30 protein-coding genes and 1 rRNA gene are annotated in these 26,619 nt (G+C 59.2%); 12 read left to right on the top strand and 19 right to left on the bottom strand.

The features are described 5' to 3' along the window. Positions 1–32 precede the first annotated feature (32 nt). Positions 33–668: a phosphatidylglycerophosphatase C gene (gene yfhb / locus ENGE1_RS16800; RefSeq protein ID WP_048254444.1), complete on the bottom strand. Its 636-nt coding sequence runs from the start codon at positions 666–668 to the stop codon at positions 33–35. A gap of 244 nt (positions 669–912) precedes the next feature. Here yfhb and ENGE1_RS16795 point away from each other — a divergent pair, with 244 nt between their 5' ends. From ENGE1_RS16795 to ENGE1_RS16780, 4 genes are all read left to right on the top strand, one after another. Next, positions 913–1,761: a MurR/RpiR family transcriptional regulator gene (locus ENGE1_RS16795; protein WP_043082501.1), complete on the top strand. Its 849-nt coding sequence runs from the start codon at positions 913–915 to the stop codon at positions 1,759–1,761. A 149-nt stretch (positions 1,762–1,910) separates the two neighbouring features. Continuing rightward, positions 1,911–2,207: a type II toxin-antitoxin system RelE/ParE family toxin gene (locus tag ENGE1_RS27090; protein WP_240533045.1), complete on the top strand. Its 297-nt coding sequence runs from the start codon at positions 1,911–1,913 to the stop codon at positions 2,205–2,207. After that, positions 2,197–2,514 (top strand): helix-turn-helix domain-containing protein, encoded by a 318-nt coding sequence (locus tag ENGE1_RS16785; RefSeq protein WP_043082499.1) that lies wholly within the window; start codon positions 2,197–2,199, stop codon positions 2,512–2,514. Before ENGE1_RS27090 ends, ENGE1_RS16785 begins: the two co-directional genes overlap by 11 nt. Positions 2,515–2,693: 179 nt before the next feature. Beyond that, the gene (locus ENGE1_RS16780; RefSeq protein ID WP_048254441.1) at positions 2,694–2,954 is read left to right on the top strand and encodes a YfhL family 4Fe-4S dicluster ferredoxin; all 261 of its coding nucleotides are present in this window, start codon (positions 2,694–2,696) and stop codon (positions 2,952–2,954) included. Here ENGE1_RS16780 and acpS read toward each other — a convergent pair. The 12 genes from acpS to rseD all read right to left on the bottom strand — a co-directional run bounded on the left by acpS (position 2,951) and on the right by rseD (position 12,379). Beyond that, positions 2,951–3,331 (bottom strand): holo-ACP synthase, encoded by a 381-nt coding sequence (acpS, locus tag ENGE1_RS16775; protein WP_043082497.1) that lies wholly within the window; start codon positions 3,329–3,331, stop codon positions 2,951–2,953. The two genes, ENGE1_RS16780 and acpS, sit on opposite strands and share 4 nt — an antisense overlap. After that, the gene (gene pdxJ, locus ENGE1_RS16770) at positions 3,331–4,062 is read right to left on the bottom strand and encodes a pyridoxine 5'-phosphate synthase (protein ID WP_043082496.1); all 732 of its coding nucleotides are present in this window, start codon (positions 4,060–4,062) and stop codon (positions 3,331–3,333) included. The genes acpS and pdxJ overlap by 1 nt, the downstream gene beginning before the upstream one ends. A 20-nt stretch (positions 4,063–4,082) precedes the next feature. After that, the gene (gene recO, locus ENGE1_RS16765; protein WP_043082495.1) at positions 4,083–4,808 is read right to left on the bottom strand and encodes a DNA repair protein RecO; all 726 of its coding nucleotides are present in this window, start codon (positions 4,806–4,808) and stop codon (positions 4,083–4,085) included. Positions 4,809–4,819: 11 nt separating this feature from the next. Further along, entirely contained in the window at positions 4,820–5,725 is a 906-nt protein-coding gene (gene era / locus ENGE1_RS16760) for a GTPase Era (protein WP_045287229.1), read from the bottom strand. Then, a complete protein-coding gene (gene rnc / locus ENGE1_RS16755) occupies positions 5,722–6,402 on the bottom strand; it encodes a ribonuclease III (RefSeq protein WP_043082493.1) in 681 nt (226 codons plus the stop codon). The genes era and rnc overlap by 4 nt, the downstream gene beginning before the upstream one ends. A 224-nt stretch (positions 6,403–6,626) precedes the next feature. Next, on the bottom strand, positions 6,627–7,601 hold the full coding sequence (gene lepB, locus ENGE1_RS16750; RefSeq protein WP_043082492.1) for a signal peptidase I: 975 nt from the start codon (positions 7,599–7,601) through the stop codon (positions 6,627–6,629). A 16-nt stretch (positions 7,602–7,617) separates the two neighbouring features. Then, positions 7,618–9,417 carry a translation elongation factor 4 gene (gene lepA, locus ENGE1_RS16745; protein WP_043082491.1) on the bottom strand — a complete coding sequence of 600 codons (1,800 nt, stop codon included), beginning with the start codon at positions 9,415–9,417 and terminating at the stop codon, positions 7,618–7,620. Positions 9,418–9,594: 177 nt separating this feature from the next. Then, positions 9,595–10,074, bottom strand: coding sequence for a SoxR-reducing system protein RseC (gene rseC, locus ENGE1_RS16740; protein ID WP_048254438.1), 480 nt, complete (start codon positions 10,072–10,074; stop codon positions 9,595–9,597). Further along, a complete protein-coding gene (gene rseB / locus ENGE1_RS16735) occupies positions 10,071–11,024 on the bottom strand; it encodes a sigma-E factor regulatory protein RseB (RefSeq protein WP_043082489.1) in 954 nt (317 codons plus the stop codon). Before rseB ends, rseC begins: the two co-directional genes overlap by 4 nt. Then, complete coding sequence (gene rseA, locus ENGE1_RS16730; RefSeq protein WP_043082488.1) at positions 11,024–11,677, bottom strand: anti-sigma-E factor RseA; 654 nt, start codon at positions 11,675–11,677, stop codon at positions 11,024–11,026. The genes rseB and rseA overlap by 1 nt, the downstream gene beginning before the upstream one ends. A gap of 31 nt (positions 11,678–11,708) precedes the next feature. Then, complete coding sequence (gene rpoE / locus ENGE1_RS16725) at positions 11,709–12,284, bottom strand: RNA polymerase sigma factor RpoE (RefSeq protein WP_043086451.1); 576 nt, start codon at positions 12,282–12,284, stop codon at positions 11,709–11,711. After that, positions 12,281–12,379 (bottom strand): rpoE leader peptide RseD, encoded by a 99-nt coding sequence (gene rseD, locus ENGE1_RS29505; protein ID WP_122984333.1) that lies wholly within the window; start codon positions 12,377–12,379, stop codon positions 12,281–12,283. Before rseD ends, rpoE begins: the two co-directional genes overlap by 4 nt. Positions 12,380–12,693: 314 nt before the next feature. Between rseD and nadB the strand changes: the two genes are divergently transcribed. After that, positions 12,694–14,313, top strand: a complete 1,620-nt coding sequence (gene nadB / locus ENGE1_RS16720; protein ID WP_045287231.1) for an L-aspartate oxidase — start codon at positions 12,694–12,696, stop codon at positions 14,311–14,313. On the opposite strand, the gene trmN is transcribed toward nadB, so the two are convergent. After that, entirely contained in the window at positions 14,298–15,035 is a 738-nt protein-coding gene (gene trmN, locus ENGE1_RS16715) for a tRNA(1)(Val) (adenine(37)-N(6))-methyltransferase TrmN (protein WP_045287232.1), read from the bottom strand. The two genes, nadB and trmN, sit on opposite strands and share 16 nt — an antisense overlap. A 131-nt stretch (positions 15,036–15,166) precedes the next feature. Here trmN and srmB point away from each other — a divergent pair, with 131 nt between their 5' ends. Beyond that, positions 15,167–16,501: an ATP-dependent RNA helicase SrmB gene (gene srmB, locus ENGE1_RS16710; RefSeq protein ID WP_043082485.1), complete on the top strand. Its 1,335-nt coding sequence runs from the start codon at positions 15,167–15,169 to the stop codon at positions 16,499–16,501. A gap of 48 nt (positions 16,502–16,549) precedes the next feature. Here the strand turns inward: srmB and grcA are convergent, their stop codons facing one another. Continuing rightward, positions 16,550–16,933 carry an autonomous glycyl radical cofactor GrcA gene (grcA, locus tag ENGE1_RS16705; protein WP_043082484.1) on the bottom strand — a complete coding sequence of 128 codons (384 nt, stop codon included), beginning with the start codon at positions 16,931–16,933 and terminating at the stop codon, positions 16,550–16,552. A gap of 312 nt (positions 16,934–17,245) precedes the next feature. On the opposite strand from grcA, the gene ung reads away from it, so the two are divergent. After that, on the top strand, positions 17,246–17,935 hold the full coding sequence (ung, locus tag ENGE1_RS16700) for a uracil-DNA glycosylase (RefSeq protein WP_043082483.1): 690 nt from the start codon (positions 17,246–17,248) through the stop codon (positions 17,933–17,935). 39 nt (positions 17,936–17,974) lie between these two features. Here ung and ENGE1_RS16695 read toward each other — a convergent pair whose 3' ends face one another. Both ENGE1_RS16695 and ENGE1_RS28525 read right to left on the bottom strand, forming a co-directional pair. Beyond that, positions 17,975–19,021, bottom strand: a complete 1,047-nt coding sequence (locus tag ENGE1_RS16695; RefSeq protein ID WP_043082481.1) for a tRNA/rRNA methyltransferase — start codon at positions 19,019–19,021, stop codon at positions 17,975–17,977. Then, positions 19,018–19,170, bottom strand: a complete 153-nt coding sequence (locus ENGE1_RS28525; protein ID WP_086498968.1) for a hypothetical protein — start codon at positions 19,168–19,170, stop codon at positions 19,018–19,020. The genes ENGE1_RS16695 and ENGE1_RS28525 overlap by 4 nt, the downstream gene beginning before the upstream one ends. 58 nt (positions 19,171–19,228) lie before the next feature. Here ENGE1_RS28525 and trxC point away from each other — a divergent pair, with 58 nt between their 5' ends. From trxC to ENGE1_RS16670, 5 genes are all read left to right on the top strand, one after another. Next, positions 19,229–19,654 carry a thioredoxin TrxC gene (trxC, locus tag ENGE1_RS16690; protein WP_043082480.1) on the top strand — a complete coding sequence of 142 codons (426 nt, stop codon included), beginning with the start codon at positions 19,229–19,231 and terminating at the stop codon, positions 19,652–19,654. A gap of 70 nt (positions 19,655–19,724) precedes the next feature. After that, the gene (gene tapT / locus ENGE1_RS16685) at positions 19,725–20,423 is read left to right on the top strand and encodes a tRNA-uridine aminocarboxypropyltransferase (protein ID WP_048273260.1); all 699 of its coding nucleotides are present in this window, start codon (positions 19,725–19,727) and stop codon (positions 20,421–20,423) included. A 30-nt stretch (positions 20,424–20,453) separates the two neighbouring features. After that, positions 20,454–23,096 carry a bifunctional acetate--CoA ligase family protein/GNAT family N-acetyltransferase gene (locus tag ENGE1_RS16680; RefSeq protein ID WP_043082478.1) on the top strand — a complete coding sequence of 881 codons (2,643 nt, stop codon included), beginning with the start codon at positions 20,454–20,456 and terminating at the stop codon, positions 23,094–23,096. Positions 23,097–23,213: 117 nt separating this feature from the next. After that, the gene (gene pssA, locus ENGE1_RS16675; RefSeq protein WP_048254434.1) at positions 23,214–24,569 is read left to right on the top strand and encodes a CDP-diacylglycerol--serine O-phosphatidyltransferase; all 1,356 of its coding nucleotides are present in this window, start codon (positions 23,214–23,216) and stop codon (positions 24,567–24,569) included. Between the two features lie 30 nt (positions 24,570–24,599). Next, complete coding sequence (locus ENGE1_RS16670) at positions 24,600–24,923, top strand: YfiM family lipoprotein (RefSeq protein ID WP_043082476.1); 324 nt, start codon at positions 24,600–24,602, stop codon at positions 24,921–24,923. On the opposite strand, the gene ENGE1_RS16665 is transcribed toward ENGE1_RS16670, so the two are convergent. Both ENGE1_RS16665 and rrf read right to left on the bottom strand, forming a co-directional pair. Next, on the bottom strand, positions 24,924–26,222 hold the full coding sequence (locus ENGE1_RS16665) for an MFS family transporter (RefSeq protein WP_045287238.1): 1,299 nt from the start codon (positions 26,220–26,222) through the stop codon (positions 24,924–24,926). Between the two features lie 231 nt (positions 26,223–26,453). Continuing rightward, positions 26,454–26,569: ribosomal RNA gene (gene rrf, locus ENGE1_RS16660) — 5S ribosomal RNA — on the bottom strand. Positions 26,570–26,619 lie beyond the last annotated feature (50 nt).

The raw sequence follows: 26,619 nt of genomic DNA, 5'->3' as shown, positions 1-26,619 counted from the left end.
CGCCCCGGCGCCGTCCTGGCTATTTGCATCCGTTACTCAAGCTGCTGCAGCGCGCCCTGCGGCGTAACGCGCCAGCGGTGCTCGCAAAAATGAAGCAGCGGGTTATCCTGATTGCTGTCGCTGTAGCCGCTGTAGAGCTGCAGCGGAGCGCCAATCCGGCCCGTAAGCTGCGTCACCTTCTCATGGCCAAAGCAGCGCAGGCTGAGCACCCAGCCGCCGTAGCGGCGCTCCACCGCGCTGCCAATCAGCTTCACCTGCGAAAGCCAGGGCGAATCAAAGTAGACCAGCTCAACCAGGTGCTTTGGCGAGCCGGTGATCAGCCACACGTCGGCGCTGCCGCTGGTCAGATAGTCGCTCAGGCGCGCGTGCACCTCGGGAAAGGTTGTAACCCGAGAGCGAAACCAGGTGACAAACTTTGCCTCCAGCGCCCGGAGATGCTTTTCGCTGTGGCCAAAGGTTACGCCCCATACCAGCACGCTCACCGGCCAGCGCGCCCCCCAGCCGCGGATCATAAATCCCACCAGGGAAACAGGCAGTAACAGAAGCACCAGCACCACATTCAGAGGGTGGTGGCGCAGCGCATAGAACATAAAGCTGCCGAACATATCCTGCCTGTGCAGCGTGCCATCCAAATCAAAAAATACGATCCGGCGCGAATCATTTACCAAAGCTATCTCCTTAACGCGAACGCTGGCTCCAGTTGAACAGGGTAACAGGGCAAACCTCTCATTTCCAAAAACCGCTAACGATGCGGCTTCACCTCGCCGCACGGCTGTCGTATCCTATTGATTAGCATAATTAATAGATTAAATAACCCTCAATTTATTTTATTACTTCGTTGTTGAGCGGGATAATCCTCTATAATGGAATAAATTATTCCTCTGGCCGCAGGAAACCGTCCCGGGAGAGTTCATGAATTGTTTGATAAGCATCCGCCAGCGCTACCCGAATCTGGCGCAGAGCGATAAAAAGCTGGCTGACTTTATTCTGGCCGAGCCCGATCGGGCGCGCCACCTCAGTTCGCAGCAGCTGGCTGGCCTGGCCGGCGTCAGCCAGTCAAGCGTCGTCAAGTTCGCCCAGAAGCTGGGGTTTAAAGGATTCCCGGCGCTGAAGCTGGCCCTCAGCGAGGCGCTGGCCAGTAACCCTAACCCGCATTCTATGCCGGTGCATAATCACATCCGCGGCGACGATCCGCTGCGCACCGTGGGTGAGAAGCTGATAAAAGATAACGTCGCCGCGATGCACGCCTCGCTCGACGTCAACAGTGAAGACAAGCTGCTGGAGAGCGTCGCTATGCTGCGCCGCGCCCGGCGCATCATTATCACCGGCATTGGGGCCTCGGGGCTGGTGGCGCAAAACTTTGGCTGGAAGCTGCGCAAAATTGGCCTCAGCGCGGTGGCGGAGCAGGATATGCACGCCCTGCTGGCTACGGTGCAGGCGATGTCGGCAGACGACCTGCTGCTGGCAATCTCCTACTCCGGAGAGCGCCGGGAGATCAACCTGGCCGTGGACGAAGCGCTGCGGGCGGGGGGCAATATCCTGGCCATTACCGGCTTCTCGCCGAATACGCTGCAGCAGCGCGCGCGCCAGTGCCTCTACACCATCGCCGAAGAGCAGGCGACGCGCAGCGCCGCCATCTCCTCGACCAGCGCACAGATGATGCTGACGGACCTGCTGTTTATGGGGCTAGTGCAACAGGATCTCGAGCACGCGCCGGAGAGGATCAGGCACAGCGAGGAGCTGGTGAAAAAACTGGTGTAGTCATAAATCCTGCCCGACATCGCTATACATTCCTCGGCGCCGCGTGCTAAATTATACCCATATGGATATAAAAAGGTGTACGGATAACACAGAAATCTCTCTACTGGGTAGGTAGCAGCAGAAAGGATCTCCAGTCATTACCTGATGATGTGCAGGATGTATTCGGCTATGCCCTGTATCTCGCTCAAACGGGCAGTAAACATTCTCAGAGCAAAGTGTTGAAAGGTTTTGGTAGCGCCGGAGTGCTGGAGGTGGTTGAACAATTTTTCGGCAGCACCTATCGCGCTGTCTATACCGTAAAATTTGCCGATGCGGTCTATGTTTTGCACGCATTTCAGAAGAAGTCCTCATCAGGGATCGCCACACCTAAATGCGATTTGAATAAGATTCATGAACGACTGAAAGCCGCAGAGGATCATGCCAGGAGAGCGCACCATGAGCGATAATATCGAAGTAAGCAGCGGTAACGTGTATACCGATCTGGGTGATAAATCTGCTGAAGAGATGCTGATCAAAGCCCAGCTCGCTGCGGCTATCGGCCAAATCATTAAAAGTCGGGGCCTCACTCAGGAGCAGGCCGCAAAGCTGATTGGCCTTACGCAACCAAAACTGTCAAACCTGCTGCGCGGTCAATTTCGCGGGATCAGCGAAGCAAAGATGCTGGAGTGTCTTACGCGGCTGGGGCGCGATATCGAAATCGTGGTCAGCAAACCTCGCCAAACGCCGGGCAGTCTGAAAATAATCTTTGCCTGAATGCACTTTCGCTTTTTTCATCGGATCCGCTTAAGGCCCCTTTTCTGTTGGGCCTATTTCGTTAATGTGTTAAAGTTCGCCACCTCGACGAAGATGCGCTCCTGACCGGCCTTCGTCGTGTCCATCAGCACAAACGCCTTGTGCTGTCATTATGAATAGCTTCACTGGTTACAACTGAAATGTCTTTACTCATCACCCGCCGCTGCATCAACTGCGATATGTGCGAACCCGAATGCCCCAACGAGGCTATCTCTATGGGTGAGAGCATCTATCAGATTAACGGCGACCGCTGCACCGAGTGCGTGGGCCACTATGAGACCCCGACCTGCCAGAAGGTGTGCCCGATCCCCAATACCATTACGAAAGATCCGGCACGTACAGAGAGTGAAGAGCAGCTGTGGGATAAGTTCGTTCAGCTGCATCACGCGGATAAGATTTAGCTTTCGGCAATCACCGTCGCGCAGGCGTAGTGGCGCTCGTCGGCGAGCGTAACGTGGATGTGCCTGACGCCAAGCCGCTGCGCCAGCTCGGCAGCGGCGCCCAGCAGGCGCAGCTTCGGCTTACCAAGCTCATCGTTGTAAACCTCAAACTGCTCAAACGCCAGGCCGTTGCGGATACCGGTACCCAGCGCCTTTGACGCCGCCTCTTTGACCGCGAAGCGTTTGGCCAGAAAGCGCACCTGCTGCTGGTGCGTCTCCCAGATTTTCCATTCGCTATCGCTGAGCACGCGGCGCGCCAGCCGGTCGCCGCTGCGCGCCGTCGCCGCCTCAATGCGGGCGATCTCCACGATGTCGGTGCCGATCCCCACGATCGCCATTACTGACGCGCTTCCAGCATCAGGCGCTTCATTTCGGCCACCGCCTCTTTCAGGCCGCTCATCACCGCGCGGCCGATAATGGCGTGGCCGATGTTCAGCTCGTGCATTTCCGGCAGCGCCGCAATCGGCTTGACGTTGTGATAGGTCAGGCCGTGGCCGGCGTTGACTTTCAGCCCGAGGCTGACCGCCAGCGTCGCCGCGCGGGCAATACGCTCCAGTTCCTTCGCCTGCTCCGCGTCGGTTTTCGCATCGGCGTAGCAGCCGGTGTGGATCTCGATAAACGGCGCGCCGACCTCCGCCGCCGCTTTGATCTGCTCATCATCGGCGTCAATGAACAGCGACACCAGAATGCCGGCATCCGCCAGCCGCCGACAGGCATCGCGCATCTTGTCGCGCTGGCCCGCGACGTCGAGCCCGCCTTCGGTGGTCACTTCCTGGCGCTTCTCCGGCACCAGGCAGCAGAAGTGCGGCTTCGTTTCGCAGGCGATGGCAATCATCTCTTCGGTCACCGCCATCTCCAGGTTCATGCGGGTATCGAGGGTCTGGCGCAGAATGCGCACATCGCGATCGGTGATGTGGCGGCGGTCTTCGCGCAGGTGGACGGTGATACCGTCGGCCCCGGCCTGCTCGGCGATAAAGGCCGCCTGCACCGGGTCCGGATAGGCGGTGCCGCGGGCGTTGCGCAGGGTAGCGATATGGTCAATATTGACGCCTAACAGTAATTCAGCCATGACAATCCTCGATATGTTGATTATTCACTTTTGTCCGCGCCGCGCTTCGGCACAAACTGCCGGAACAGCTCGCGGCTTTTCAGCGGTTTACCGCCAAGATAAGGCTTGAGCGCTATGCGGGTAAAGCGCTTTGCCGCCCGCAGCGTGTCGGCATCGGGAAATTCCCGGCTGGCCAGCGCCTTCAGGTGATGGCCGGTAAAGGTGGCGTTATCCACCACGACGCTGGCGATAAAGCCCTTCTCCTCGCGGTAGCGGTAGGTCATCCCCTCCTCCACCGGCTCGCCGCTCCCCGCGCAGTGCAGGTAATCCACGCCGTAGCCGAGATGGGCGAGCAGCGCCAGCTCGAAGCGGCGCAGGGCGGGCTCCGGCGTGCCGTCAACGCCTGCCAGCGCCTGGATGCAGTGCAGGTAGTCGAAGAAGAGTTCAGAGAAGCGGGTTTCGCTCTCCAGCACGCGTGAGAGCAGTTCATTGACGTAGAGGCCGCTGTAGAGGGCGATACCGCTTAAGGGGAGCGCCAGCGAGATAGCCTCGGCGCTGCGCAGGGTTTTCACTTCGCCGCGGCCGCCGAAGCGGATCAGTAAGGGAGTAAAGGGCTGGAGCGCCCCTTTGAGATTTGAGCGCTTTGCGCGCGCGCCTTTGGCAACCAGGCGGACGCGGCCTGACTCTTCGGTGAAGACGTCAAGAATAAGGCTGGTCTCGCTCCAGGGGCGAGAGTGCAGGACGAAGCCCCGCTGCCAGCCTTCCACGTCGGCTCGGCTCAGAGATCGTCTACGTAGCCGAGACTACGCAAAGCGCGCTCGTCGTCGGCCCAGCCGGATTTCACTTTCACCCACAGCTCAAGGTGGACGGGCGCTTCGAACATCTCCTGCATATCCTTGCGGGCTTCGATGCCGATGGTTTTGATTTTGGCACCCTTGTTGCCGATCACCATCTTCTTCTGCCCTTCGCGCTCGACGAGGATCAGGCCGTTGATGTCGTAGCCGCCGCGCTCGTTGCTCTGGAAGCGCTCGATTTCCACGGTGACGGAATACGGCAGTTCGGCGCCGAGAAAGCGCATCAGTTTCTCGCGGATAATCTCGGAGGCCATAAAGCGCTGGGAGCGGTCGGTGATGTAGTCTTCCGGAAAGTGGTGAATCGACTCTGGCAGGTGCTTGCGCACGATCCCGGCCACGGTGTCAACGTTAAGGCCGGTTTCGGCTGAAATTGGCACAATGTCGAGGAAGTTCATCTGGCTGCCGAGGAACTGCAGATGGGGCAGCAGGTCGGCCTTCTCCTGCACGTTGTCCACTTTGTTAACCGCGAGGATCACCGGCGCGCGGGCTTCGCGCAGCTTGTTGAGCACCATCTCGTCGTCCGGCGTCCAGCGGGTGCCTTCCACCACGAAGATAACCAGCTCAACGTCGCCGATGGAGCTGCTTGCCGCTTTATTCATCAGGCGGTTGATGGCGCGCTTCTCTTCCATATGCAGGCCCGGCGTATCGACGTAAATCGCCTGATACGCGCCTTCCGTATGGATACCCACGATGCGGTGGCGGGTGGTCTGCGCTTTACGCGAGGTAATGGAGACCTTCTGCCCCAGCAGGTTGTTCAGCAGCGTGGATTTGCCAACGTTGGGACGACCCACGATGGCGATAAATCCGCAGTAAGTTTTGTCGTCGCTCATTCCAGCTCCAGTTTTTTCAGCGCCTGTTCGGCGGCTGCCTGTTCCGCCTTGCGGCGGCTGGAACCCGTGCCGACCACCGGTTCGCTCAGGCCGCTGACCTGGCAGTGGATAGTAAATTCCTGATCGTGGGCCTCACCGCGCACCTGCACAACCAGATAGGATGGCAGCGGCAGGTGACGCCCCTGTAAATACTCCTGCAGGCGGGTTTTCGGATCCTTTTGCTTATCGCCCGGGCTGATTTCGTCCAGCCGGGTCTGATACCAGTTAAGGATCATCTTCTCGACGGTCTGAATATCGCTGTCGAGGAAAATACCGCCAATCAGCGCTTCTACGGTATCCGCCAGAATCGATTCCCGGCGAAAGCCGCCGCTCTTCAGCTCGCCCGGCCCCAGGCGCAGACACTCGCCCAGTTCAAATTCGCGGGCCAGCTCCGCCAGCGTATTGCCGCGCACCAGCGTCGCGCGCATGCGGCTCATATCCCCTTCATCGACGCGCGGGAAGCGGTGATAAAGCGCATTAGCGATAACGTAGCTCAGAATCGAATCGCCGAGAAACTCAAGGCGTTCGTTGTGCTTGCTGCTCGCGCTGCGGTGCGTTAATGCCTGCTGCAACAGATCCTGATGTTGAAAAGTGTAGCCCAGCTTCTTCTGAAGCCGATTAATGACGATGGGATTCATGCGTTACCAGTAGATGAATGCGTAAAAAATTCAGCACACGAAACCGACCTGAAAATAAGCCAACGCGCTTTCGTGTGCCGTGGAGCCCTTGTGGGACCAGCCTGAAACTTCGGGGGGATATTCTATACGCAACGGCAGGGGATGTCGTTAGTCTGAGGGAATTAATATCGGAAAATAATTCACGTCGCCACCGCGGCGGCGGCGACGTGTACAGCAGCAGGAAATTAGTGGATACCGCCGATGCGGCTTAAGCGCACGCCGGTCGGCCATTCGCCTTCCTGTTTCTCAAAGCTCATCCAGATACCCACCGCTTTACCGACCAGGTTAGCCTCGGGAACAAAGCCCCAGTAGCGGCTGTCGGCGCTGTTATCGCGGTTGTCGCCCATCATAAAGTACTGGCCCGGCGGAACTATCCAGCTCGCCAGCTGCTGGCCGGGCTGCTGGTAGTAGGCACCGAGCTGATCCTGAGCAATTGGCACGGTCAGGATACGGTGGGTGACGTCGCCCAGCGTCTCTTTACGCTGGTCGAGACGGATGCCGTTCTCTTTACGTTCGCCCTGCGGCAGCTGCCAGAAGCCGCTGGTCGCCTCACCGCCGTTACGGCTGGCAAAGGTCTGCACGAAATCGCTCGGCTCGACGTTGGAGTAGGTCACCGGCAGCGCGCTGCCGCAGGCCTGCCCGGAGCTGCAGTTAGGCTGAATAATCACCTCTTTGGCTACCGGATCGTAAGTCACTTTATCGCCCGGCAGACCGACGGCGCGCTTAATATAATCGAGGCTCGGATCTTTAGGATATTTAAAGACCACGATGTCGCCGCGCTTCGGATGGCCGGTTTCAATCAGCGTTTTTTGATAAATCGGATCTTTAATTCCGTAGGCAAATTTCTCTACCAGAATAAAATCGCCGATCAGCAGCGTCGGCATCATCGAACCTGACGGGATCTGGAACGGCTCATAAATAAATGAGCGCACCACCAGCACAATCGCCAGCACCGGGAATACCGATGCGCCGGTTTCCAGCCAGCCGGGCTTCGGCCCGACTTTGCTGAGCGTTTTTTTATCCAGCGATTCTCCCGCTGCTGCCTGGGCAGCCGCCTGACTTTCGCGGCGCTTCGGCGCAAATACAAACTTATCGACGCACCATAAAATCCCTGTCACCAGGGTGGCGATCACGAGGATCAGGGCAAACATGTTTGCCATGCCAACTCCTTATTGATTATTTACCGTCTTTGCCCACGTGCAGGATCGCGAGGAAGGCTTCCTGCGGCAGCTCGACGTTACCGACCTGCTTCATGCGCTTCTTACCTTCTTTCTGCTTCTGCAGCAGCTTTTTCTTACGGCTGACATCGCCGCCGTAGCACTTCGCCAGCACGTTTTTACGCAGCTGCTTGACCGTTGAACGGGCAATGATGTGGTTACCAATCGCGGCCTGAATAGCGATATCAAACTGCTGGCGCGGGATCAGGTCTTTCATCTTCTCGACCAGCTCGCGACCGCGGTAAGGGGCGTTGTCGTTGTGGGTGATCAGCGCCAGCGCATCGACGCGCTCGCCGTTGATCAGTACGTCAACGCGCACCATGTTCGAGGCCTGGAAACGCTTGAAGTTGTAGTCCAGCGACGCATAGCCGCGCGAGGTAGACTTCAGCCTGTCGAAGAAGTCGAGCACCACCTCCGCCATCGGGATTTCATAGGTCAGCGCCACCTGCTTGCCGTGGTAAACCATGTTGGTCTGTACGCCGCGCTTCTCGATGCACAGGGTAATAACGTTGCCGAGAAACTCCTGCGGCAGCAGCATATGACATTCAGCAATCGGCTCGCGCAGCTCATCGATGTTGTTGAGCGGCGGCAGCTTAGACGGGCTGTCAACGTAGATCACCTCTTTGCTGGTGGTCTGCACTTCGTACACGACCGTCGGCGCGGTGGTGATCAGGTCGAGGTCATATTCGCGCTCCAGGCGCTCCTGAATGATCTCCATGTGCAGCAGGCCAAGGAAGCCGCAGCGGAAGCCGAAGCCCAGCGCCGTGGAGCTTTCCGGCTCGTAGAACAGCGAGGCGTCGTTGAGGCTCAGCTTGCCGAGCGCGTCGCGGAAGTTCTCGTAGTCGTCGGAGCTGACCGGGAACAGACCGGCGTAGACCTGCGGCTTCACTTTCTTAAAGCCCGGCAGCGCTTTTTCCGCCGGATTGCGGGCGCCGGTCAGGGTATCGCCGACCGGGGCGCCGAGAATGTCTTTGATGGCGCACACCAGCCAGCCCACCTCGCCGCACTTCAGCTCGGTGCGATCGACCTGCTTCGGCGTAAAGATGCCGAGGCGGTCGGCGTTGTAAACCTGACCGGTGCTCATCACCTTGATCTTGTCACCCTTGCGCATGGTGCCGTTTTTGATCCGCACCAGCGAGACGACGCCGAGATAGTTATCGAACCAGGAGTCGATGATCAGCGCCTGCAGCGGGGCATCCGGGGAGCCTTCCGGCGGCGGAATGTCGCGCACCAGACGCTCCAGCACGTCGGGAACGCCGACGCCGGTTTTCGCCGAGCAGCGCACGGCGTCGGTGGCGTCGATGCCGACAATATCTTCGATCTCTTCCGCCACGCGCTCCGGGTCGGCCGCCGGCAGGTCAATTTTGTTGAGAACCGGCACCACTTCCAGGTCCATTTCCATCGCGGTGTAGCAGTTCGCCAGGGTCTGGGCTTCAACGCCCTGCCCGGCGTCCACCACCAGCAGCGCGCCTTCGCAGGCCGCCAGCGAGCGGGAAACTTCATAGGAGAAGTCAACGTGGCCGGGGGTGTCGATGAAGTTCAGCTGGTAGGTTTCACCGTCAGAAGCTTTGTAGTCCAGGGTGACGCTTTGCGCTTTAATGGTAATACCGCGTTCACGCTCCAGGTCCATGGAGTCAAGCACCTGTGCCGCCATTTCACGATCGGAAAGGCCACCGCAAATCTGGATAATACGGTCCGAAAGGGTCGACTTACCGTGGTCAATGTGAGCAATGATCGAAAAGTTACGTATATTCTTCATAGTTAGCGTTAGTTATGCCTTACGTATTCCTGGAGGCTGCGGGTCTGCGCCTGACGATTAAGCGTTCGAAAACGCCGCATTCTACACTACAACCCCGCCGCCAGGAAATGCTCTTCCGGCAAGCATAGCGGTTAGTGGAATGCAGATCGCGAGGCAGATGTAATAAAAGGTGAAAGCCTATCGGCTGGCATCCGGGGAGGGCGTCTCTGTGCGCAGGAGATCGGGCGGCAGGCCAACGCTTAAGATAACCGGCTGCCAGGTATCGCGGGTAGCCAGGCGCGGAGAGAGGCCGCGGGCAATGAGAAAGCCGCCGATACCGCCCAGCACACCGCCGGCAAAAGCGGCGAGATCGCTGCTGAACAGCAGCTGAAATACGGCGGCCATCACGAACAGTCCGAGCAGCGGCGTCATGTAAACCAGCAGCGCAGAAGTCAGCAGGCTGCCCTCGCTGATGCCCAATTCAACCTTCTGCCCGACGCTCAGCGGTTCGCGGCTCGGCACGCTGATGGTGTGCTCCGTCTGCGGCCCAAGCTTGTTGAGCACCCGGCTGCCGCAGCCCGCCCGCGAGGCGCAGCTGCTGCAGGAAGATTTCACATCGCAGCTGACCAGCGCATGACCGTCGCGCCAGGAGACTACGGTTGCCCACTCTTTGATCATTGTGCGGCCCTGAACTGAATGCTGTCGGCGATGCGCTTCGCCGTCTGCGGCGGCAGCTCGCCAACAATGGTGATTTCGGCGTTATCGCGAACGATGGTACTGACGGTGCGACGCCCGGTACGCAGCAGCTGCTCGCCGCTGTTGGCCGAAGCGCGATTAATATTGATTGAAAAACTGAACAGGCCGTCGGAGTAGAGTCGCGATTCGACCGGCGTATTGATGGTAGGCAGCGTGCGACGACTGCCGGCGACTTCGACAAATCCCTGCGGGAGCCACTCTGGCGCCCAGTTGAACTTCACGCTATCGCCGGCCGGCACGGAGAGCAGCGGCGGCAGGTTAGCCTTCGCCAGCCCCTCCATCCCGCTGCTGATTTCATCACCCACCTCGAAGGCGACGACCCGAAACTGCTCGAGGGTTTCGCCGTCCCGGTCCAGCAGATCGACGCGCATCGGCAGTTTCGTCTGGGTGTCCATCCAGACAATATAGCTAAAGCGCGTCCCGTCACGGGCCACGACGCGGATCACTTCGCACAGCCTGTCGGCGATACGCGTACGCCCGACGGAGATGAAATCATAATAGGGCGACAGGCGCTTAAAATCGGTATAGACCAGCGAGGGCAGCGAGTCGACGATGTAGTCGCCGTTTAGCGTAAAGGGATCGAGGCCAGGCTCGAAGTAGCTGATTTCGTTGCCGCGCTGGACCACCTCGCGACGCGGACCGTCCAGCTGCAGCAGCTGTGCAAGCGCCTGATTTTTAAGCCGCGCGTGACGATAGCGCAGCGATTCAACGCCCTGCTTGTTGATGCTAACAAATGACAGCTCATAATTAAGAGACTGACTTGCCAGATTCATCTGCTGCAACAACGCCCCGGACGAGGTATCAGCCGAGGCGTTGGTGGAGAAGAACAGGCAACCAGCCACAAGTGACATGGCACACCAGAGTTGCTTCATTACTGCGATTGCGTTCCTAACGTTTGATAACCCGGCACCGACTGCACGGCAGCCTGCTGAGTCTGAGACTGTTCAAACTGGAGCTGTTCAGAGTGCAGGCGACGCTGCAATTCGTAGTCCTGCAACATTGCATTAATGCGCCGACGCTGCTCCTGTACCTGCGCCTGCTGGCCGACACCAGCGTTGGCATCCGCAGGCACGCCGAGGCTCACCGGGCTGGCTTTACCCATCATTGGCATGGTATTGAACACCGGTGCCTCCGGCTGGGAACTCGCCTCGGAGTGTCCGTTATATTGCTGGACGCCAACGATGACTGCAAGCGATACGCACGCAGCGACGCCCATCTGCGTCAGAGAACTGGCCCACGGGCGCATTCTCTGCCAGAACGGCATCTTCTGCCACTGCTGCGGGGCTGGCTGAGCTTCAGGGATAAGAGGCGTCGCCTGACGTACAGGTTCATTCTCAATGGCGGCCATGACGTTTGCCGAGATATCAAAATTCAGCGACTGTGCGGTTTCACCGCGCAGGGTGTCGCGAATAAGGTGATAGCTCTGCCACGTTTTCTGTAATTCCGGCGAACGAGTCAGCTCGTTGAGCAGCTCGCTGTCCAGCATTTCACCATCCATTAAGGCGGAAAGTTTCTCTTTCTGCATGCCTAAATACCTTTTCAGTATTCCGCTATCGTCAACGCCTGATAAGCGGTTGAACTTTATTATCAATAGCTTCTCGCGCCCGAAAGATGCGCGAGCGAACCGTACCGACCGGGCAATCCATAATAGCGGCTATCTCTTCATAGCTCAGGCCATCCAGCTCCCGCAACGTAATTGCCATACGTAAATCCTCGGGGAGTGACTCAATAGTACGGAACACTATTTGTCTCAGTTCTTCTGACAACATTAAGTTCTCAGGGTTCGAAATTTCTTTCAGCGCACCGCCACTTTCGTAATTTTCTGCTTCGTTTGCATCAACATCACTGGAGGGTGGGCGCCTTCCCTGAGCAACCAGATAATTCTTTGCTGTATTGACCGCGATACGATACAGCCAGGTATAGAAAGCGCTATCTCCCCGGAAAGAATCCAGCGCGCGATAGGCCTTAATAAAAGACTCTTGCACAACATCAGGCACGTCGCCTGATGGAACATAGCGGGAAACCAGGCTCGCCACTTTGTGCTGGTAGCGTACCACCAGCAGATTAAAGGCCTTCTGGTCTCCCTTCTGGACCCGCTCGACAAGGACCTGATCCGTTAACTGCTCGCTCATCCGAGGTAATGTCTCCTCAAACCCAATTCCCATGCGTAATCAGAACGCCATTCCAGCACTGCACTCTGAGCAAGCACCTGGTTAGAGCGCGCCATTGCTGTAAAGTTCAGTTACGCCTTTGCTTTTAGTTCATTACGGCAGACTGGTCGTTATCACTCATTATAAGTCTCCCCGTCCTTTATGCAGTGCCGTGCTGAAAATAAACGTCTGAAATCAGCCAGCAGAGTACCGTACCATAGCTTTTTTTTCATCATAAAATCTGACGGTAACAATTTGCTACCTCACGCATTTGTTTTATTTTACCGCGGCCGCTGTGTTTAGTCTCTGCAACCAGATTTAAAAAACATGTGCAAAAAATCGCTTCCCGGTGCTAATCTTCACAGACCTTGTTTAGTAAATTAAACACATCATGCAGACGAAACCTGACTTCTCTTGTGACGTACTCATCATTGGCAGCGGCGCTGCCGGCCTTTCGCTGGCGCTGAGGCTGGCCGAGCACAGTTCCGTTATCGTACTCAGCAAAGGCCCGGTGAGCGAAGGATCGACCTTTTATGCGCAGGGCGGTATTGCCGCCGTGTTTGATGAAACGGACAGCATTGAATCCCACGTCGATGACACCCTGATTGCCGGCGCCGGACTCTGTGACCGCCGGGCGGTCTCCTTCGTTGCCAGCAATGCCCGCCACTGCGTGCAGTGGCTTATCGATCAGGGCGTGCTGTTTGATAAAGAGATCCAGCCCAACGGCGAGGCCAGCTACCACCTGACCCGCGAGGGCGGCCACAGCCATCGCCGCATTTTGCACGCCGCCGATGCCACCGGCAAAGAGGTCGAAACAACCCTGGTCGGTAAAGCCACCAGCCACCCGAATATTCGCATTCTGGAACGCTGCAATGCCGTTGACCTGATTGTCTCGGATAAGATTGGCCTGCCGGGCACCCGCAGGGTGGTCGGCGCCTGGGTCTGGAACCGCAATAAAGAGAGAGTGGAAACCTGCGCGGCGGCCTCGGTGGTACTGGCAACCGGCGGCGCGTCTAAGGTCTATCAGTACACCACCAACCCGGACATCTCCTCGGGCGACGGTATCGCCATGGCCTGGCGCGCCGGCTGCCGCGTGGCCAACCTCGAATTTAATCAGTTTCATCCGACGGCGCTGTTTCATCCCCAGGCGCGCAACTTTTTGCTGACCGAAGCGCTGCGCGGTGAAGGCGCTTACCTCCGGCGCCCCGACGGCTCGCGCTTTATGCCCGATGTTGACGAGCGCGCCGAGCTGGCGCCGCGCGACGTGGTCGCCCGCGCCATCGACCATGAAATGAAGCGCCTCGGCGTCGACTGCATGTATCTGGACATTAGCCACAAGCCGGAAGCGTTTATTCGTCAGCACTTCCCGATGATCTACGAGAAGCTGCTGGGGCTCGGCATCGACCTGACGAAAGAGCCGGTGCCCATCGTGCCCGCCGCGCACTACACCTGCGGCGGCGTGATGGTGGATGATGATGGCCGTACCGATGTTGACGGTCTGTACGCTATCGGCGAGGTGAGCTATACCGGGCTGCACGGCGCCAACCGCATGGCGTCTAACTCGCTGCTGGAGTGTCTGGTGTACGGCTGGTCAGCGGCGGAAGATATCAGAAAGCGGCTGCCGTTCATTCGTCAGGCTACGGCCCTGCCCGCCTGGGACGAGAGCCGGGTTGAGGACGCCGATGAGCGGGTGGTCATTCAGCATAACTGGCACGAGCTGCGGCTGTTCATGTGGGACTACGTGGGGATCGTGCGCACCAGCAAGCGCCTGGAGCGCGCCCTGCGGCGTATCCAGATGCTGCAGCAGGAGCTGGACGAATACTATGCCCGCTTCCGGGTCTCTAATAATCTGCTGGAGTTACGCAACCTCGTGCAGGTGGCCGAACTCATTGTGCGCTGCGCGATGATGCGCAAAGAGAGCCGCGGCCTGCACTACACCCTCGACTATCCGGAGCCGCTGGCGAACAGCGGACCGTCGGTGCTGTCGCCGCTGGCTCACATAAACAGGTAAAAGGCCTGGGTCAGCGCCGTGTAGTCCTCGGCGTAGTGCTGCTCCGGCCCGCGGATCGTCAGCCGGTCGCTAAAGCACTCCCCCGCCTGCGGCGAAAAGGCCAGCAGCACCCGGTGCGGCAGACGCTGTTCAGTTTCCGCCACGTCGGTGCGCAGCCGCAGGTTCCAGCCCATTTCCAGCGCCTGAGCGGTGAAGGCGCTGCCGACGCTTTCCGGCAGAACGACGCAGAAAAAGCCCTCTTCGCTGACCGCGTTAGCGGCACAGCCCAGCAGCGCCGCGTGGTCAAGCGTGGTGGTATAGCGGGCCTGTTCGCGCGCCGGCGTGGCGCAGGCCACGCCCTGCTCAAAGTAGGGCGGATTACAAACGATAAGATCGTAGCGGCCGTTTTGCGTCGGGAGCCAGGTCAGGATGTCGGCGGCGTGCACCTGAATGCGCGCGGCCCAGGGCGACTCGCTGACGTTCTCGCGGGCCTGCGCCGCCGCGTCGGGGTCAAGCTCAACCGCGTCCAGAGTAACGGCGTCCGGCGTGCGCTGGGCCAGCATCAGCGCCAGCAGACCGCTGCCGGTGCCGATATCCAGAATACGCTTTACGTTGGCGACCGGCGCCCACGCCCCAAGCAGGATACCGTCGGTGCCGACTTTCATCGCGCAGCGGTCGTGGGCGACAAAAAACTGCTTGAAGGTAAACCCGTTGCGGCGCAGGGCGGGCTTTGACTGGCTCATTCTCTACAACCTTTGCTGAAATATCCCCGAGGTGCCGGGCTATGCACAATACCCGAGAACAGTTAGCCATACAAACAGATGAAGATTGCGGCCATAACGTCTATAATCAGCGCCCCACACTGAGGTAGACAATGACTGTAACGACTTTTTCCGAACTTGAACTCGACGATAGCCTGCTGGACTCGCTCCAGGAGAAAGGCTTCACACGCCCAACCGCCATTCAGGCTGCCGCCATTCCGCCTGCGCTGGAAGGCCGTGATGTCCTCGGTTCAGCGCCGACAGGCACCGGTAAAACGGCCGCGTATCTGCTGCCGGCGTTGCAGCATCTGCTCGACTTCCCGCGCAAAAAATCGGGGCCGCCGCGCATTCTGATCCTGACGCCCACCCGCGAGCTGGCGATGCAGGTCGCAGAGCACGCCCGGGAGCTGGCGAAACATACCCATCTCGATATCGCCACCATCACCGGCGGCGTGGCCTATATGAACCACGCCGAGGTGTTTAGCGAAAACCAGGATATCGTGGTCGCCACCACCGGCCGCCTGCTGCAGTACATTAAAGAAGAGAACTTTGACTGCCGCGCGGTAGAAACGCTGATCCTCGATGAAGCGGATCGCATGCTGGACATGGGCTTTGCCCAGGATATCGAGACCATCGCCGGGGAAACCCGCTGGCGCAAGCAGACCCTGCTGTTCTCCGCCACGCTGGAAGGCGAGGCGATTAAGGATTTTGCCGAGCGCCTGCTCGAAGATCCGGTTGAGGTCTCCGCCACGCCGTCGACCCGCGAGCGCAAGAAGATCCACCAGTGGTACTACCGCGCGGACGATCTTGAGCATAAGACCGCCCTGCTCGCCCACCTGCTGAAGCAGGATGATGTTACCCGCTCCATCGTCTTCGTGCGCAAGCGCGAGCGCGTGCATGAGCTGGCGGGCTGGCTGCGCGATCTCGGCATCAGCAACTGCTATCTCGAAGGCGAGATGGTGCAGATCAAGCGCACCGAAGCCATTAAGCGCCTGACCGACGGCCGGGTTAACGTGCTGATTGCCACCGACGTTGCCGCCCGCGGCATCGACATTCCCGACGTCAGCCACGTCTTCAACTTCGACATGCCGCGCAGCGGCGATACCTACCTGCACCGCATCGGCCGCACCGGCCGCGCCGGCCGCAAGGGTACCGCGATTTCGCTGGTCGAGGCCCACGACCACCTGCTGCTGGGCAAAGTCGGCCGCTACATCGAAGAACAGCTGAAACCCCGCGTCATCGACGAACTGCGCCCGAAAACGCGCGTGCCGAGCGAAAAGCTCAAGGGTAAACCGTCGAAGAAAGCGCTGGCGAAGCGTGAAGAGAAGAAAAAAGAGCAGGACAAGGACAAGCCGCGGGTTAAGCAGCGCCATCGCGATAAGAAAAATATCGGCAAACGCCGCAAGCCGAGCGCCGCTGCCGCTGAGCAGAAGCCTTCTGAAGAGTAAAAAAAACGCCGGAATATCCGGCGTTTTTCATTTCCCACCCCTGAGAAATTACAGACTTTCGGTGAAAGTACGGGCGATAACGTCGCGCTGCTGTTCCGGGGTCAGAGAGTTAAAGCGCACCGCATAGCCGGATACGCGGATAGTCAGCTGCGGGTATTTTTCCGGGTGCTTAACCGCGTCTTCCAGCGTTTCGCGACGCAGAACGTTAACGTTCAGGTGCTGGCCGCCTTCAACGCGCACTTCAGGCTGTACGTCAACCGGGATTTCACGGTATTCGATTTTACCCAGCGTGTTCACTGCCACAACCTGATCTTCAGTAAAACCGCCTTTCGCAACCAGGCAGCGGGCTTCGCCCTTTTCGCTGTCCAGCAGCCAGAAAGAGTTGAGCAGATCGTCGTTCGCGGCTTTGGTGATCTGGATACCTGTAATCATTTGATGCCTCCCAAGGCTTATTCATTTTCACTGGCCAGGCGCTGGCCAATTGGTAAAACCATTGTTGCTTGAGTGTATATATATCAGTCAGACACGCCGGGAACATTGACCAAAATCAATAAAAACCACACATGCAACGTGGCCATGCATAGCAATTGTTGTTTTAGATCAATTTTCACCATCCGATTTTCGAAAATATCGTTGTAAATAATAAACTTTTTTTGAACGCGGTAGCCGCCTTATTGCGGCAATATTTTATTATGGCTGAAGAAGCCGTTAAGCTACCGGGATAATTTTTCGCAGGAGAGACCGATGACGACGCCGTTAACCTGGCACGATGTGCTGGCGACAGAGAAAGAACAGCCCTATTTCCTCAATACACTGCGGGCCGTCGCTGGCGAGCGTCAGTCCGGGATCACCATTTATCCGCCGCAGAAGGACGTTTTCAACGCCTTTCGCTTTACCGAGCTGGGCGACGTTAAAGTGGTTATCCTGGGCCAGGATCCCTATCACGGTCCGGGTCAGGCGCACGGACTCTCATTCTCCGTGCGCCCGGGGATAGCCGTCCCGCCTTCGCTGCTGAATATGTACAAGGAACTTGAGGCTACGATACCGGGCTTTACCCGCCCGGCGCACGGCTATCTGGAGAGCTGGGCGCGGCAGGGCGTACTGCTGCTCAATACCGTGCTGACGGTGCGCGCGGGCCAGGCGCACTCGCACGCCAGCCTCGGCTGGGAGACCTTTACCGACAAAGTCATTGCCCTGATTAACGAACACCGCGAGGGCGTGGTCTTTCTGCTGTGGGGCGCCCACGCGCAGAAGAAAGGCGCAATCATTGACCGCAACCGCCACCATATTCTGAAAGCGCCGCATCCGTCGCCGCTGTCGGCGCACCGCGGCTTCTTCGGCAGTAACCACTTCGTGCAGGCCAACGAATGGCTGGCGGCGCGCGGCGAGGCGCCGATTGACTGGATGCCGGTGCTGCCGGCGGAAAGCGAGTAAAAAAAATGCCGGCGCGAGGCCGGCATCTTCATCTGCGGATCAGGCTTTGTTCTGCCGCCACCACTCGGCGAGCAGGACGCCGGTCGCCACGGAGACGTTGAGGCTTTCAACGTTACCCGTACCGCTAATGGCAACGCGCAGGTCCGCGCTGTCCAGCGCCGCGTCTGACAGGCCGTCTCGCTCCTGGCCCAGCACCAGCACCATCTTCTTCGGCAGCTCCGCCTTAAACAGCGGCGTGCCTTCGTGGCTGGAGGTGGTGACGATGGCATAGCCCGCTTTACGGAACTGCGCCAGCGCGTCGAGCACGCTATCGCCGGTAATCGGCTGCACGTGTTCTGCGCCGCCCTCGGCGGTGCGAATTGCGGCGCCGGACTCCATGACCGCGGCATCCTGAACGATTACGCCCTTAACGCCGAAGTGCGCGCAGCTGCGCATAATGGCGCCGAGGTTGTGCGGGTTGCCGACATCTTCCAGCGCCAGCACACAGTCTTCTTCTGCCGCCTCGCTGACCCACTGCTGGACGCTGGTGCCATTACGTTTTTTAATCAGGAAACAGACGCCGCCGTGGTGCTCGGTGCCGGACGCTTTGGTCAGCTCGGCGTCATCCACGACGTGGTAGGCTTTGCGGTTCGCCGCCATCCAGCGCAGCGCCTCTTTAAAGCGCGGCGTCACGCTCTGGATAAACCAGGCGCGGACGATGCAGTCTGGGCGGCTCTGAAACAGCGCCTGGCAGGCGTTTTCGCCGTAGACGCGGGTCTCTTCCGCACGCTGGCGGCGGATCACTTCCGGATCGACAAAGCTCTTACCGCTGATGCCGCCGTGATCCGGTTTTTCAATCGCCTCTTCGCCCGGCGCCCGGGAAATGGTGCGCCACGGCGAATTCTCGCGCGGCTTCGCGTCGCGCGGGCCACGCTCGCTGGGCTTTCCGTCACGGGCGGGACGACGTCCTCCTTCGGTGCGGGACGTGCCGCTGCGGCCGCCGCCTTTACCGGTACGCGGGTTGTGCGTGCGTTTGTCCGAGTCATCATCACTGCGGACATACATCACTTTGACCTTGCCGCTTTTATTCTTTAGTTCGTCGCTCATTCTTTGTCTCCACCAGCGCTGCGCGAAGCGCGAAGATTACCCGATGTAGTGCGGCTTCGCCACGATTTCATACCAAAGTCAGCGACTATCGCATTCATCGAATAAATCACTTTGTCGTTTAAAACAATCACAACGATAATATGTAACATTATTGAAACATCCTGGCCGCCCGGGCCAGATTGCACACCGATAACCCAGAGGTTAGCTATGAATACCGTTTGTGCCAGCTGTCAGGCGCTGAACCGCATCCCGGACGATCGCATTAACGAGGCAGCGAAGTGCGGGCGCTGCGGCCACGATCTGTTTGATGGCGACGTTATCAACGCCACCGGCGCGACGCTGGATAAATTGCTGAAAGACGACCTGCCGGTAGTGGTCGATTTCTGGGCGCCGTGGTGCGGCCCCTGCCGCAGCTTTGCGCCGGTCTTCGAGGACGTGGCGGAAGCGCGCAGCAGCCAGATGCGCTTCGTGAAGGTGAACACCGAGGCAGAGCGCGAACTCAGCGCCCGCTTCCGCATCCGCAGCATTCCGACCATTATGATTTTCCACAAAGGCGAGGTTGTCGATATGCTCAACGGCGCTGTCCCCAAAGCGCCGTTTGAAAGCTGGCTGAACGAGGCGACTCAGGCCTGATAAGCGCGAGGGCGCCGCTTGTGCGCCCTCTCAGCCTCTGCGACAATGGCGTTTTTGCTTCGTAGCCTCCATGACTGATAACGCCGTCCTGCGCCTGCGCGCCGAGCGCCTCGCCCGCGCCACCCGCCCTTTTCTTGCCCGCGGCAACCGCATTCGCCGCTGCCAGCGCTGCCTGCTGCCGCTTAAGCAGTGCCTCTGCGCAACGCTCTCACCCGCCGCCGCCCATAGCCGCTTCTGCCTGGTGATGTTTGATACCGAACCGATGAAGCCCAGCAACACCGGGCGTCTGATCGCCGATATTCTGCCGGACACCGAAGCCTTCCAGTGGTCGCGCACCGAGCCGCCGCAGGCGCTGCTCGATCTGGTCGCCAGCCCCGACTATCAGCCGATGGTGGTTTTTCCCGCCTCCTACGCCGGGGCGACCCGCAGCGTGCTCTGCGCGCCGCCGGCGGGCAAACCGCCGCTGTTTATTATGCTCGACGGCACCTGGACAGAGGCGCGGAAAATGTTCCGCAAAAGCCCTTACCTGGATGCGCTGCCGGTGATTTCGGTCGATCTGTCGCGGGTCTCCGCCTACGGCCTGCGGGAAGCGCACGCCGACGGGCAGTACTGCACGGCGGAAGTCGCCGTCGCCCTCCTCGATTTAGCGGGCGACGCCGAAGCGGCCAGCGCGCTGGGCGAGCACTTTCACCGCTTTCGCAGCCGCTATCTGGCCGGAAAAACCCAGCATAAGGGAAGCATCACAGCGCAGGCGGCGGAAAGCGTTTAAAATCATCCGCAGGCACTCAAGGAGACTGCGATGAGCCAACGTGGACTGGAAGCGTTACTGAGACCAAAATCAATCGCCGTGATCGGGGCATCGATGAAGCCCCAGCGCGCGGGTTATTTGATGATGCGCAACCTGCTGGCGGGCGGCTTTAGCGGGCCGGTTCTGCCGGTAACGCCCGGCTGGAAAGCCGTGCTCGGCGTGCTGGCATGGCCGGATGTCGCCAGCCTGCCCTTTGCCCCTGAACTGGCGGTGATCTGCACCCACGCTAAACGCAACCTGACTCTGCTGGAGGCGCTCGGCGAGAAGGGATGCAAAACCTGCATTATTCTCTCCTCGCCGCCGGATCAGGCCGGCGCGCTGAAGGCCTGCGCCGCGCGCTACCAGATGCGGCTGCTCGGCCCGAACAGTCTCGGCCTGCTGGCGCCCTGGCAGGGGCTTAACGCCAGCTTCTCGCCGGTGCCGATCCGCCCGGGCAAGCTGGCGTTTATCTCGCAGTCTGCCGCCGTGTCAAACACCATCCTCGACTGGGCCCAGCAGCGCGAAATGGGCTTTTCGTACTTCATCGCGCTTGGCGATAGCCTGGATATCGACGTCGACGATCTGCTTGATTTCCTCGCCCGCGACAGTAAGACCAGCGCTATTCTGCTCTATCTTGAGCACCTCAGCGACGCCCGCCGCTTCGTGTCTGCGGCCCGCAGCGCGTCGCGCAATAAGCCGATCCTGGTTATCAAAAGCGGCCGCAGCCCGGAGGCCCAGCGTCTGCTGCACGTCAATGCCGGCCTCGATCCGGCCTGGGATGCCGCCATCCAGCGCGCGGGGCTGCTGCGGGTACAGGATACCCACGAGCTGTTTTCCGCCGTAGAGACGCTGAGCCACATGCGCCCGCTGCGCGGCGAAAAGTTGATGATTGTCAGTAACGGCGCCGCCCCGGCGGCCATGGCGCTGGATGAGCTTTGGCGGCGCAACGGCAAGCTTGCCGCACCCGCTGAGGCAACGCTTGCGGCGCTGGCTGAGGCGCTGCCGTCAAGCGTAGAGGCGGCGAATCCGCTCGACCTGCGCGATGACGCCAGCGCCGGAGACTACCAGCAGGCGCTGCGTATCCTGCTCGACAGCCACGACTTTGATGCGCTGCTGGTGATCCACGCTCCCAGCGCCGCCGCGCCGGGGACCGAAAGCGCGCAGGCGCTGATCCAGACCCTGCGCGACCATCCGCGCGGCAAGTACGTGACCGTACTGACCAACTGGTGCGGGGAGCACTCTTCGCAGGAGGCCCGGCGCCTGTTCAGCGACGCCGGGATCCCGACCTACCGCACGCCGGAAGGTACCATCACAGCCTTTATGCATATGGTGGAGTACCGCCGTAACCAGAAGCAGCTGCGGGAGACCCCAGTGCTGCCTGACAACCTCGCCGCCAACGCCGCCGAGGCGCACGCGCTGATGCAGCAGGCGATTGCCGAGGGCGCCAGCGCCCTGGACACCCACGAAGTTCAGCCCATTCTCAAAGCCTATGGACTGCAGACGCTGCCCACCTGGATTGCCGCCGACAGCGCCGAAGCGGTGCACATCGCCGAGCAGATTGGCTATCCGGTGGCGCTGAAGCTCCGCTCCCCGGACATTCCTCACAAATCCGAGGTGCAGGGCGTGATGCTCTATCTGCGCACGCCCGCCGAGGTTGAGCAGGCGGCGAACGCCATTATTGACCGCGTGAAGCTGACCTGGCCGCAGGCCAGGATCCACGGCCTGCTGGTGCAGAGCATGGCGAACCGCGCCGGCGCGCAGGAGCTGCGGGTCGTGGTGGAACACGATCCGCTGTTTGGTCCGCTGATCATGCTGGGCGAAGGCGGCGTGGAGTGGCGGGCGGAAAACCAGGCGGCGGTGGCCCTGCCGCCGCTGAACATGAACCTGGCCCGCTATCTGGTGATTCAGGCGATTAAGCGTAAAAAGATCCGCGGACGCAGCGCGCTCAGGCCGCTGGACGTTGCCGGACTCAGCCAGCTGCTGGTGCGGGTCTCTAACCTTATCGTCGACTGTCCGGAGATCCGCCGGCTGGATATTCATCCTCTGCTGGCTTCCGGCAGTGAATTTATCGCCCTCGACGTAACGCTGGAGATAGCCCCTTTTACCGGCAGCAGCGAAAACCGCCTTGCGATCCGCCCCTACCCGCGGCAGTTTGAGGAGTGGGTAACCATGAAAAACGGCGAGCGCTGCCTTTTCCGCCCGATCCTGCCGGAGGACGAGCCGCTGCTGCAGCAGTTTATCGCCCGGGTGACGAAAGAAGATCTCTACTACCGCTATTTCAGTGAAATCAATGAATTCACCCACGATGATTTAGCAAACATGACCCAGATCGACTACGATCGGGAGATGGCTTTTGTCGCCGTCTACGCCTCAGAAAAGGGGACGGAGATCCTCGGCGTCACCCGCGCCATTTCCGATCCGGATAATATCGACGCCGAGTTTGCCGTGCTGGTGCGCTCGGATCTGAAGGGGCTGGGCCTCGGCGGCAGGCTGCTGGAAAAGCTCATCAATTATACGCGCGAGCACGGTCTGCAGCAGCTGAACGGCATTACAATGCCCAATAATCGCGGCATGATAGCGCTGGCGCGCAAGCTCGGCTTTGAGGTTGATATCCAGCTTGAGGACGGCATCGTCGGCCTGACGCTCAGATTATGAGGCCGCAACTTACCGGAAATGTGACCACATTAGCCGGGAGTAATGGTATTATTGCCCGCTTCTGTCGTCTGTATCGACCAGGGGACATTTGATTAATCAGAAGAAGATCGCACTGTGATGTTGTCAAAATTCAAGCGTAACAAGCATCAACAACACCTTGCTCAACTACCTAAGCTTTCCCAGTCAGTTGATGATGTCGAGTTCTTTTATGCTCCCGCCGATTTTCGGGAAACGCTGCTGGCGAAAATCGCCGGCGCAACCCGGCGCATCTGCATTATTGCCCTCTACCTCGAGCAGGATGATGGCGGCAAAGATGTGCTGCAGGCTATTTATGACGCCAAGCGCCAGCGTCCTGCGCTAGACGTTCGCATCCTGGTGGACTGGCACCGCGCCCAGCGCGGCCGCATTGGCGCAGCCGCCTCCAACACTAACGCCGACTGGTACTGCCGGATGGCCGCTGAAAACCCCGGCGTCGACGTGCCGGTTTACGGCGTGCCTATCAACACCCGCGAAGCGCTGGGCGTCCTGCACTACAAAGGCTTTATCATTGACGATGCGGTGCTCTACAGCGGCGCCAGCCTCAATGACGTCTATCTTCACCGCCACGACAAATACCGCTACGACCGCTATCAGTGGATCCGCAATGCGCAGATGGCGGATATTATGTTCAGCTGGGTGGACAAGAACCTGGTACAGGGGCGCGGCGTTAACCGCCTCGATAACTGCGAGCGGCCGAAAAGCCCGGAAATTAAAAACGATATTCGCCTCTATCGTCAGGAGCTGCGGGATACCGGCTATCATTTTCACGGCGATGCGGATAACGACTGCCTGGCGGTCACCCCGCTGGTCGGCCTCGGCAAGTCCAGCCAGCTTAATAAGACGATTTTTCATCTTATGCCCTGCGCCGAGCAGAAGCTGACTATCTGTACGCCCTACTTCAATCTCCCCGCCGTGCTGGTGCGCAACATCATTCACCTGCTGCGCCAGGGCAAGCAGGTTGAGATTATCGTCGGCGATAAGACGGCAAACGACTTCTATATCCCGGAAGATCAGCCATTTAAGATTATCGGCGCGCTGCCGTATCTTTATGAAATTAACCTGCGCCGCTTTCTGAGCCGCCTGCAGTACTACGTGAACAACGATCAGCTTATCGTCCGCCTGTGGAAAGACGACGATAATAGCTACCACCTGAAAGGCATGTGGGTCGACGACGAGTGGATGCTGCTTACCGGCAATAATCTTAATCCGCGCGCCTGGCGGCTGGATCTGGAAAATGCGGTGCTGATCCACGATCCGCTGCATCAGCTGGCCGCAAAGCGCGACAAAGAGCTGGATCTTATCCGCAGGCACACGACGGTGGTGAAACACTATCGCGAACTGCAGAGCATTGCCGATTATCCGGTCAAAGTACGTAAGCTTATTCGCCGCCTGCGCCGGATCCGCATCGACAGGCTGATTAGCCGCATTCTTTAGCGCTCGGGCCGCGCTTTATTGAGGAGCGATATGCGCTGTGCAGTAATGATTATCCCGTTCCTGCTCGCCGGCTGCAGCCACATGGCGAACGACAGCTGGAGCGGGCAGGACAAGGCCCAGCACTTTATCGCCTCGGCGATGCTTTCTGCGGCCGGGAATGAATACGCACAGCATCAGGGCATCAGCCGCGACCGCAGCGCCGCTTACGGACTGCTGTTTTCCGTCAGTCTCGGCGCCGGGAAAGAACTCTGGGACAGCCGCCCCGCCGGGACCGGCTGGAGCTGGAAGGATTTTACCTGGGATGTCGCGGGCGCTGCCGCAGGCTATAGCCTGTGGCAGCTGGCCCAGCAGTAGCTACAGGCGTAGCCCCTTCCCTTTTCCGTGCAGCATTAGCGACACCACGAATGCCAGGGCGCAGAGCCCGGTGACATACCAGAAGAACGCACTTTCAAATCCCGCCGACTTAAACGACAGCGCCACGTACTCCGCTGAACCGCCGAACAGCGCATTGGCTACCGCGTAGGAAAGGCCAACGCCCAACGCGCGCACCTGCGCGGGAAACATTTCCGCCTTGAGGATCCCGCTGATCGAGGTGTAGAAGCTGGCGATCAGCAGCGCACACATGATCAGCGCAAAAGCCGCATACGGCGAGTGCACGTACTGCAGCGCCGTCAGGATCGGCACGGTACACAGCGTGCCCAGCCCGCTAAAGCAGAGCATGGAGTTCCGGCGGCCAATCTTATCGGAAAGCGCGCCGAACAGCGGCTGTACCAGCATATAGACAAACAGCGCGGCGGTCATGATAACGCTGGCGGTGCCGGCGCTCATGCCGCTGGTATTGACCAGATACTTCTGCATATAGGTGGTGAAGGTATAAAACACCAGAGAGCCGCCGGCGGTGAAGCCAAGCACCATGATGAAGGCTTTTTTATTGCGCCACAGGCCTTTAAGCGATCCGGCTTCCTTCAGCGTGCGGGTCTCTTTCTGCGACGTCTCATCCAGCTGGCGGCGCAGCCAGAGGGCTACCAGCGCCAGCGCCGCGCCCAGCGCAAACGGGATACGCCAGCCCCAGGCGTGCAGAGCCTCGCTGCTCATTACCTGCTGAAGGATAACCACCACCAGGACAGCCATCAGCTGGCCGCCGATCAGCGTGACGTACTGAAACGAGGCGAAGAAGCCTTTGCGTCCTTCAACCGCCACCTCACTCATATAGGTAGCGCTGGTGCCATATTCCCCGCCGACGGAAAGCCCCTGAAACAGGCGCGCCAGCAGCAGCAGAGCCGGCGCCCAGGTCCCGATCGTCGCGTAGCCGGGCAGGCAGGCGATCATCAGCGAGCCAAAGCACATCATGCACACCGAAATCAGCATTGATTTTTTGCGCCCGTGGCGATCGGCAATGCGTCCGAAGATCCAGCCGCCTATAGGGCGCATTAAAAAGCCGGCGGCAAATACGCCCGCGGTTTGCAGAAGCTGGGTGGTGGTATTTCCAGAGGGGAAAAAGATATGGGCGAAGTAGAGAGAGCAGAAAGAGTAGACGTAAAAATCAAACCATTCCACCAGGTTCCCGGACGATGCCCCCACGATAGCCCATACGCGACGACGCGTATCGCTTCCCGTCAGAGAATCCCGGGAAGTCAGCGTATTTTCTGTCATTGTAATAATAGCTCCAGCTTAAGACATGAACTGTCTGAACGCACAGGGATCGTCAGGCGCAGACAGACAACAGGTAAATATCATGTTACACAATTGTTAACCTTATATTTGTGAGATATAACACAGATTTTACCCACTGGAAACGGGTAATGAAGTGAGGAGTCATGCAAGGAATAGCGGGAATGCGAAAAAGCCTCATGCTTTCGCATGAGGCTTTCACGTTTATTTGATGCCTGGCAGTTCCCTACTCTCACATGGGGAGACCCCACACTACCATCGGCGCTACGGCGTTTCACTTCTGAGTTCGGCATGGGGTCAGGTGGGACCACCGCGCTGTTGCCGCCAGGCAAATTCCTGTGCTCTGTCCTGTGTCTTTTGCGCTAATACTGCGTTGGCC

It is taken from the genome of Pluralibacter gergoviae ATCC 33028 = NBRC 105706 (genome assembly GCF_001598855.1).
Lineage (GTDB): Bacteria > Pseudomonadota > Gammaproteobacteria > Enterobacterales > Enterobacteriaceae > Pluralibacter > Pluralibacter gergoviae.
This window is presented reverse-complemented; position numbering and strand designations above follow the sequence as displayed.

Coding starts and splice junctions, on each gene's coding strand:
- rseB (WP_043082489.1), bottom strand. CDS start 11,024: ATGAAGCAACTCTGGTGTGCCATGTCACTTGTGGCTGGTTGCCTGTTC.
- grcA (WP_043082484.1), bottom strand. CDS start 16,933: ATGATTACAGGTATCCAGATCACCAAAGCCGCGAACGACGATCTGCTC.
- ENGE1_RS16670 (WP_043082476.1), top strand. CDS start 24,600: ATGCGCTGTGCAGTAATGATTATCCCGTTCCTGCTCGCCGGCTGCAGC.
- pdxJ (WP_043082496.1), bottom strand. CDS start 4,062: ATGGCTGAATTACTGTTAGGCGTCAATATTGACCATATCGCTACCCTG.
- lepB (WP_043082492.1), bottom strand. CDS start 7,601: ATGGCAAACATGTTTGCCCTGATCCTCGTGATCGCCACCCTGGTGACA.
- acpS (WP_043082497.1), bottom strand. CDS start 3,331: ATGGCGATCGTGGGGATCGGCACCGACATCGTGGAGATCGCCCGCATT.
- srmB (WP_043082485.1), top strand. CDS start 15,167: ATGACTGTAACGACTTTTTCCGAACTTGAACTCGACGATAGCCTGCTG.
- rseD (WP_122984333.1), bottom strand. CDS start 12,379: ATGGCGCGCTCTAACCAGGTGCTTGCTCAGAGTGCAGTGCTGGAATGG.
- rseC (WP_048254438.1), bottom strand. CDS start 10,074: ATGATCAAAGAGTGGGCAACCGTAGTCTCCTGGCGCGACGGTCATGCG.
- ENGE1_RS16785 (WP_043082499.1), top strand. CDS start 2,197: ATGAGCGATAATATCGAAGTAAGCAGCGGTAACGTGTATACCGATCTG.
- lepA (WP_043082491.1), bottom strand. CDS start 9,417: ATGAAGAATATACGTAACTTTTCGATCATTGCTCACATTGACCACGGT.
- ENGE1_RS16680 (WP_043082478.1), top strand. CDS start 20,454: ATGAGCCAACGTGGACTGGAAGCGTTACTGAGACCAAAATCAATCGCC.
- ung (WP_043082483.1), top strand. CDS start 17,246: ATGACGACGCCGTTAACCTGGCACGATGTGCTGGCGACAGAGAAAGAA.
- rseA (WP_043082488.1), bottom strand. CDS start 11,677: ATGCAGAAAGAGAAACTTTCCGCCTTAATGGATGGTGAAATGCTGGAC.
- ENGE1_RS16780 (WP_048254441.1), top strand. CDS start 2,694: ATGTCTTTACTCATCACCCGCCGCTGCATCAACTGCGATATGTGCGAA.
- trmN (WP_045287232.1), bottom strand. CDS start 15,035: ATGAGCCAGTCAAAGCCCGCCCTGCGCCGCAACGGGTTTACCTTCAAG.
- era (WP_045287229.1), bottom strand. CDS start 5,725: ATGAGCGACGACAAAACTTACTGCGGATTTATCGCCATCGTGGGTCGT.
- rpoE (WP_043086451.1), bottom strand. CDS start 12,284: ATGAGCGAGCAGTTAACGGATCAGGTCCTTGTCGAGCGGGTCCAGAAG.
- tapT (WP_048273260.1), top strand. CDS start 19,725: ATGACTGATAACGCCGTCCTGCGCCTGCGCGCCGAGCGCCTCGCCCGC.
- ENGE1_RS28525 (WP_086498968.1), bottom strand. CDS start 19,170: ATGTTACATATTATCGTTGTGATTGTTTTAAACGACAAAGTGATTTAT.
- nadB (WP_045287231.1), top strand. CDS start 12,694: ATGCAGACGAAACCTGACTTCTCTTGTGACGTACTCATCATTGGCAGC.
- rnc (WP_043082493.1), bottom strand. CDS start 6,402: ATGAATCCCATCGTCATTAATCGGCTTCAGAAGAAGCTGGGCTACACT.
- ENGE1_RS16665 (WP_045287238.1), bottom strand. CDS start 26,222: ATGACAGAAAATACGCTGACTTCCCGGGATTCTCTGACGGGAAGCGAT.
- ENGE1_RS16795 (WP_043082501.1), top strand. CDS start 913: ATGAATTGTTTGATAAGCATCCGCCAGCGCTACCCGAATCTGGCGCAG.
- trxC (WP_043082480.1), top strand. CDS start 19,229: ATGAATACCGTTTGTGCCAGCTGTCAGGCGCTGAACCGCATCCCGGAC.
- pssA (WP_048254434.1), top strand. CDS start 23,214: ATGTTGTCAAAATTCAAGCGTAACAAGCATCAACAACACCTTGCTCAA.
- ENGE1_RS16695 (WP_043082481.1), bottom strand. CDS start 19,021: ATGAGCGACGAACTAAAGAATAAAAGCGGCAAGGTCAAAGTGATGTAT.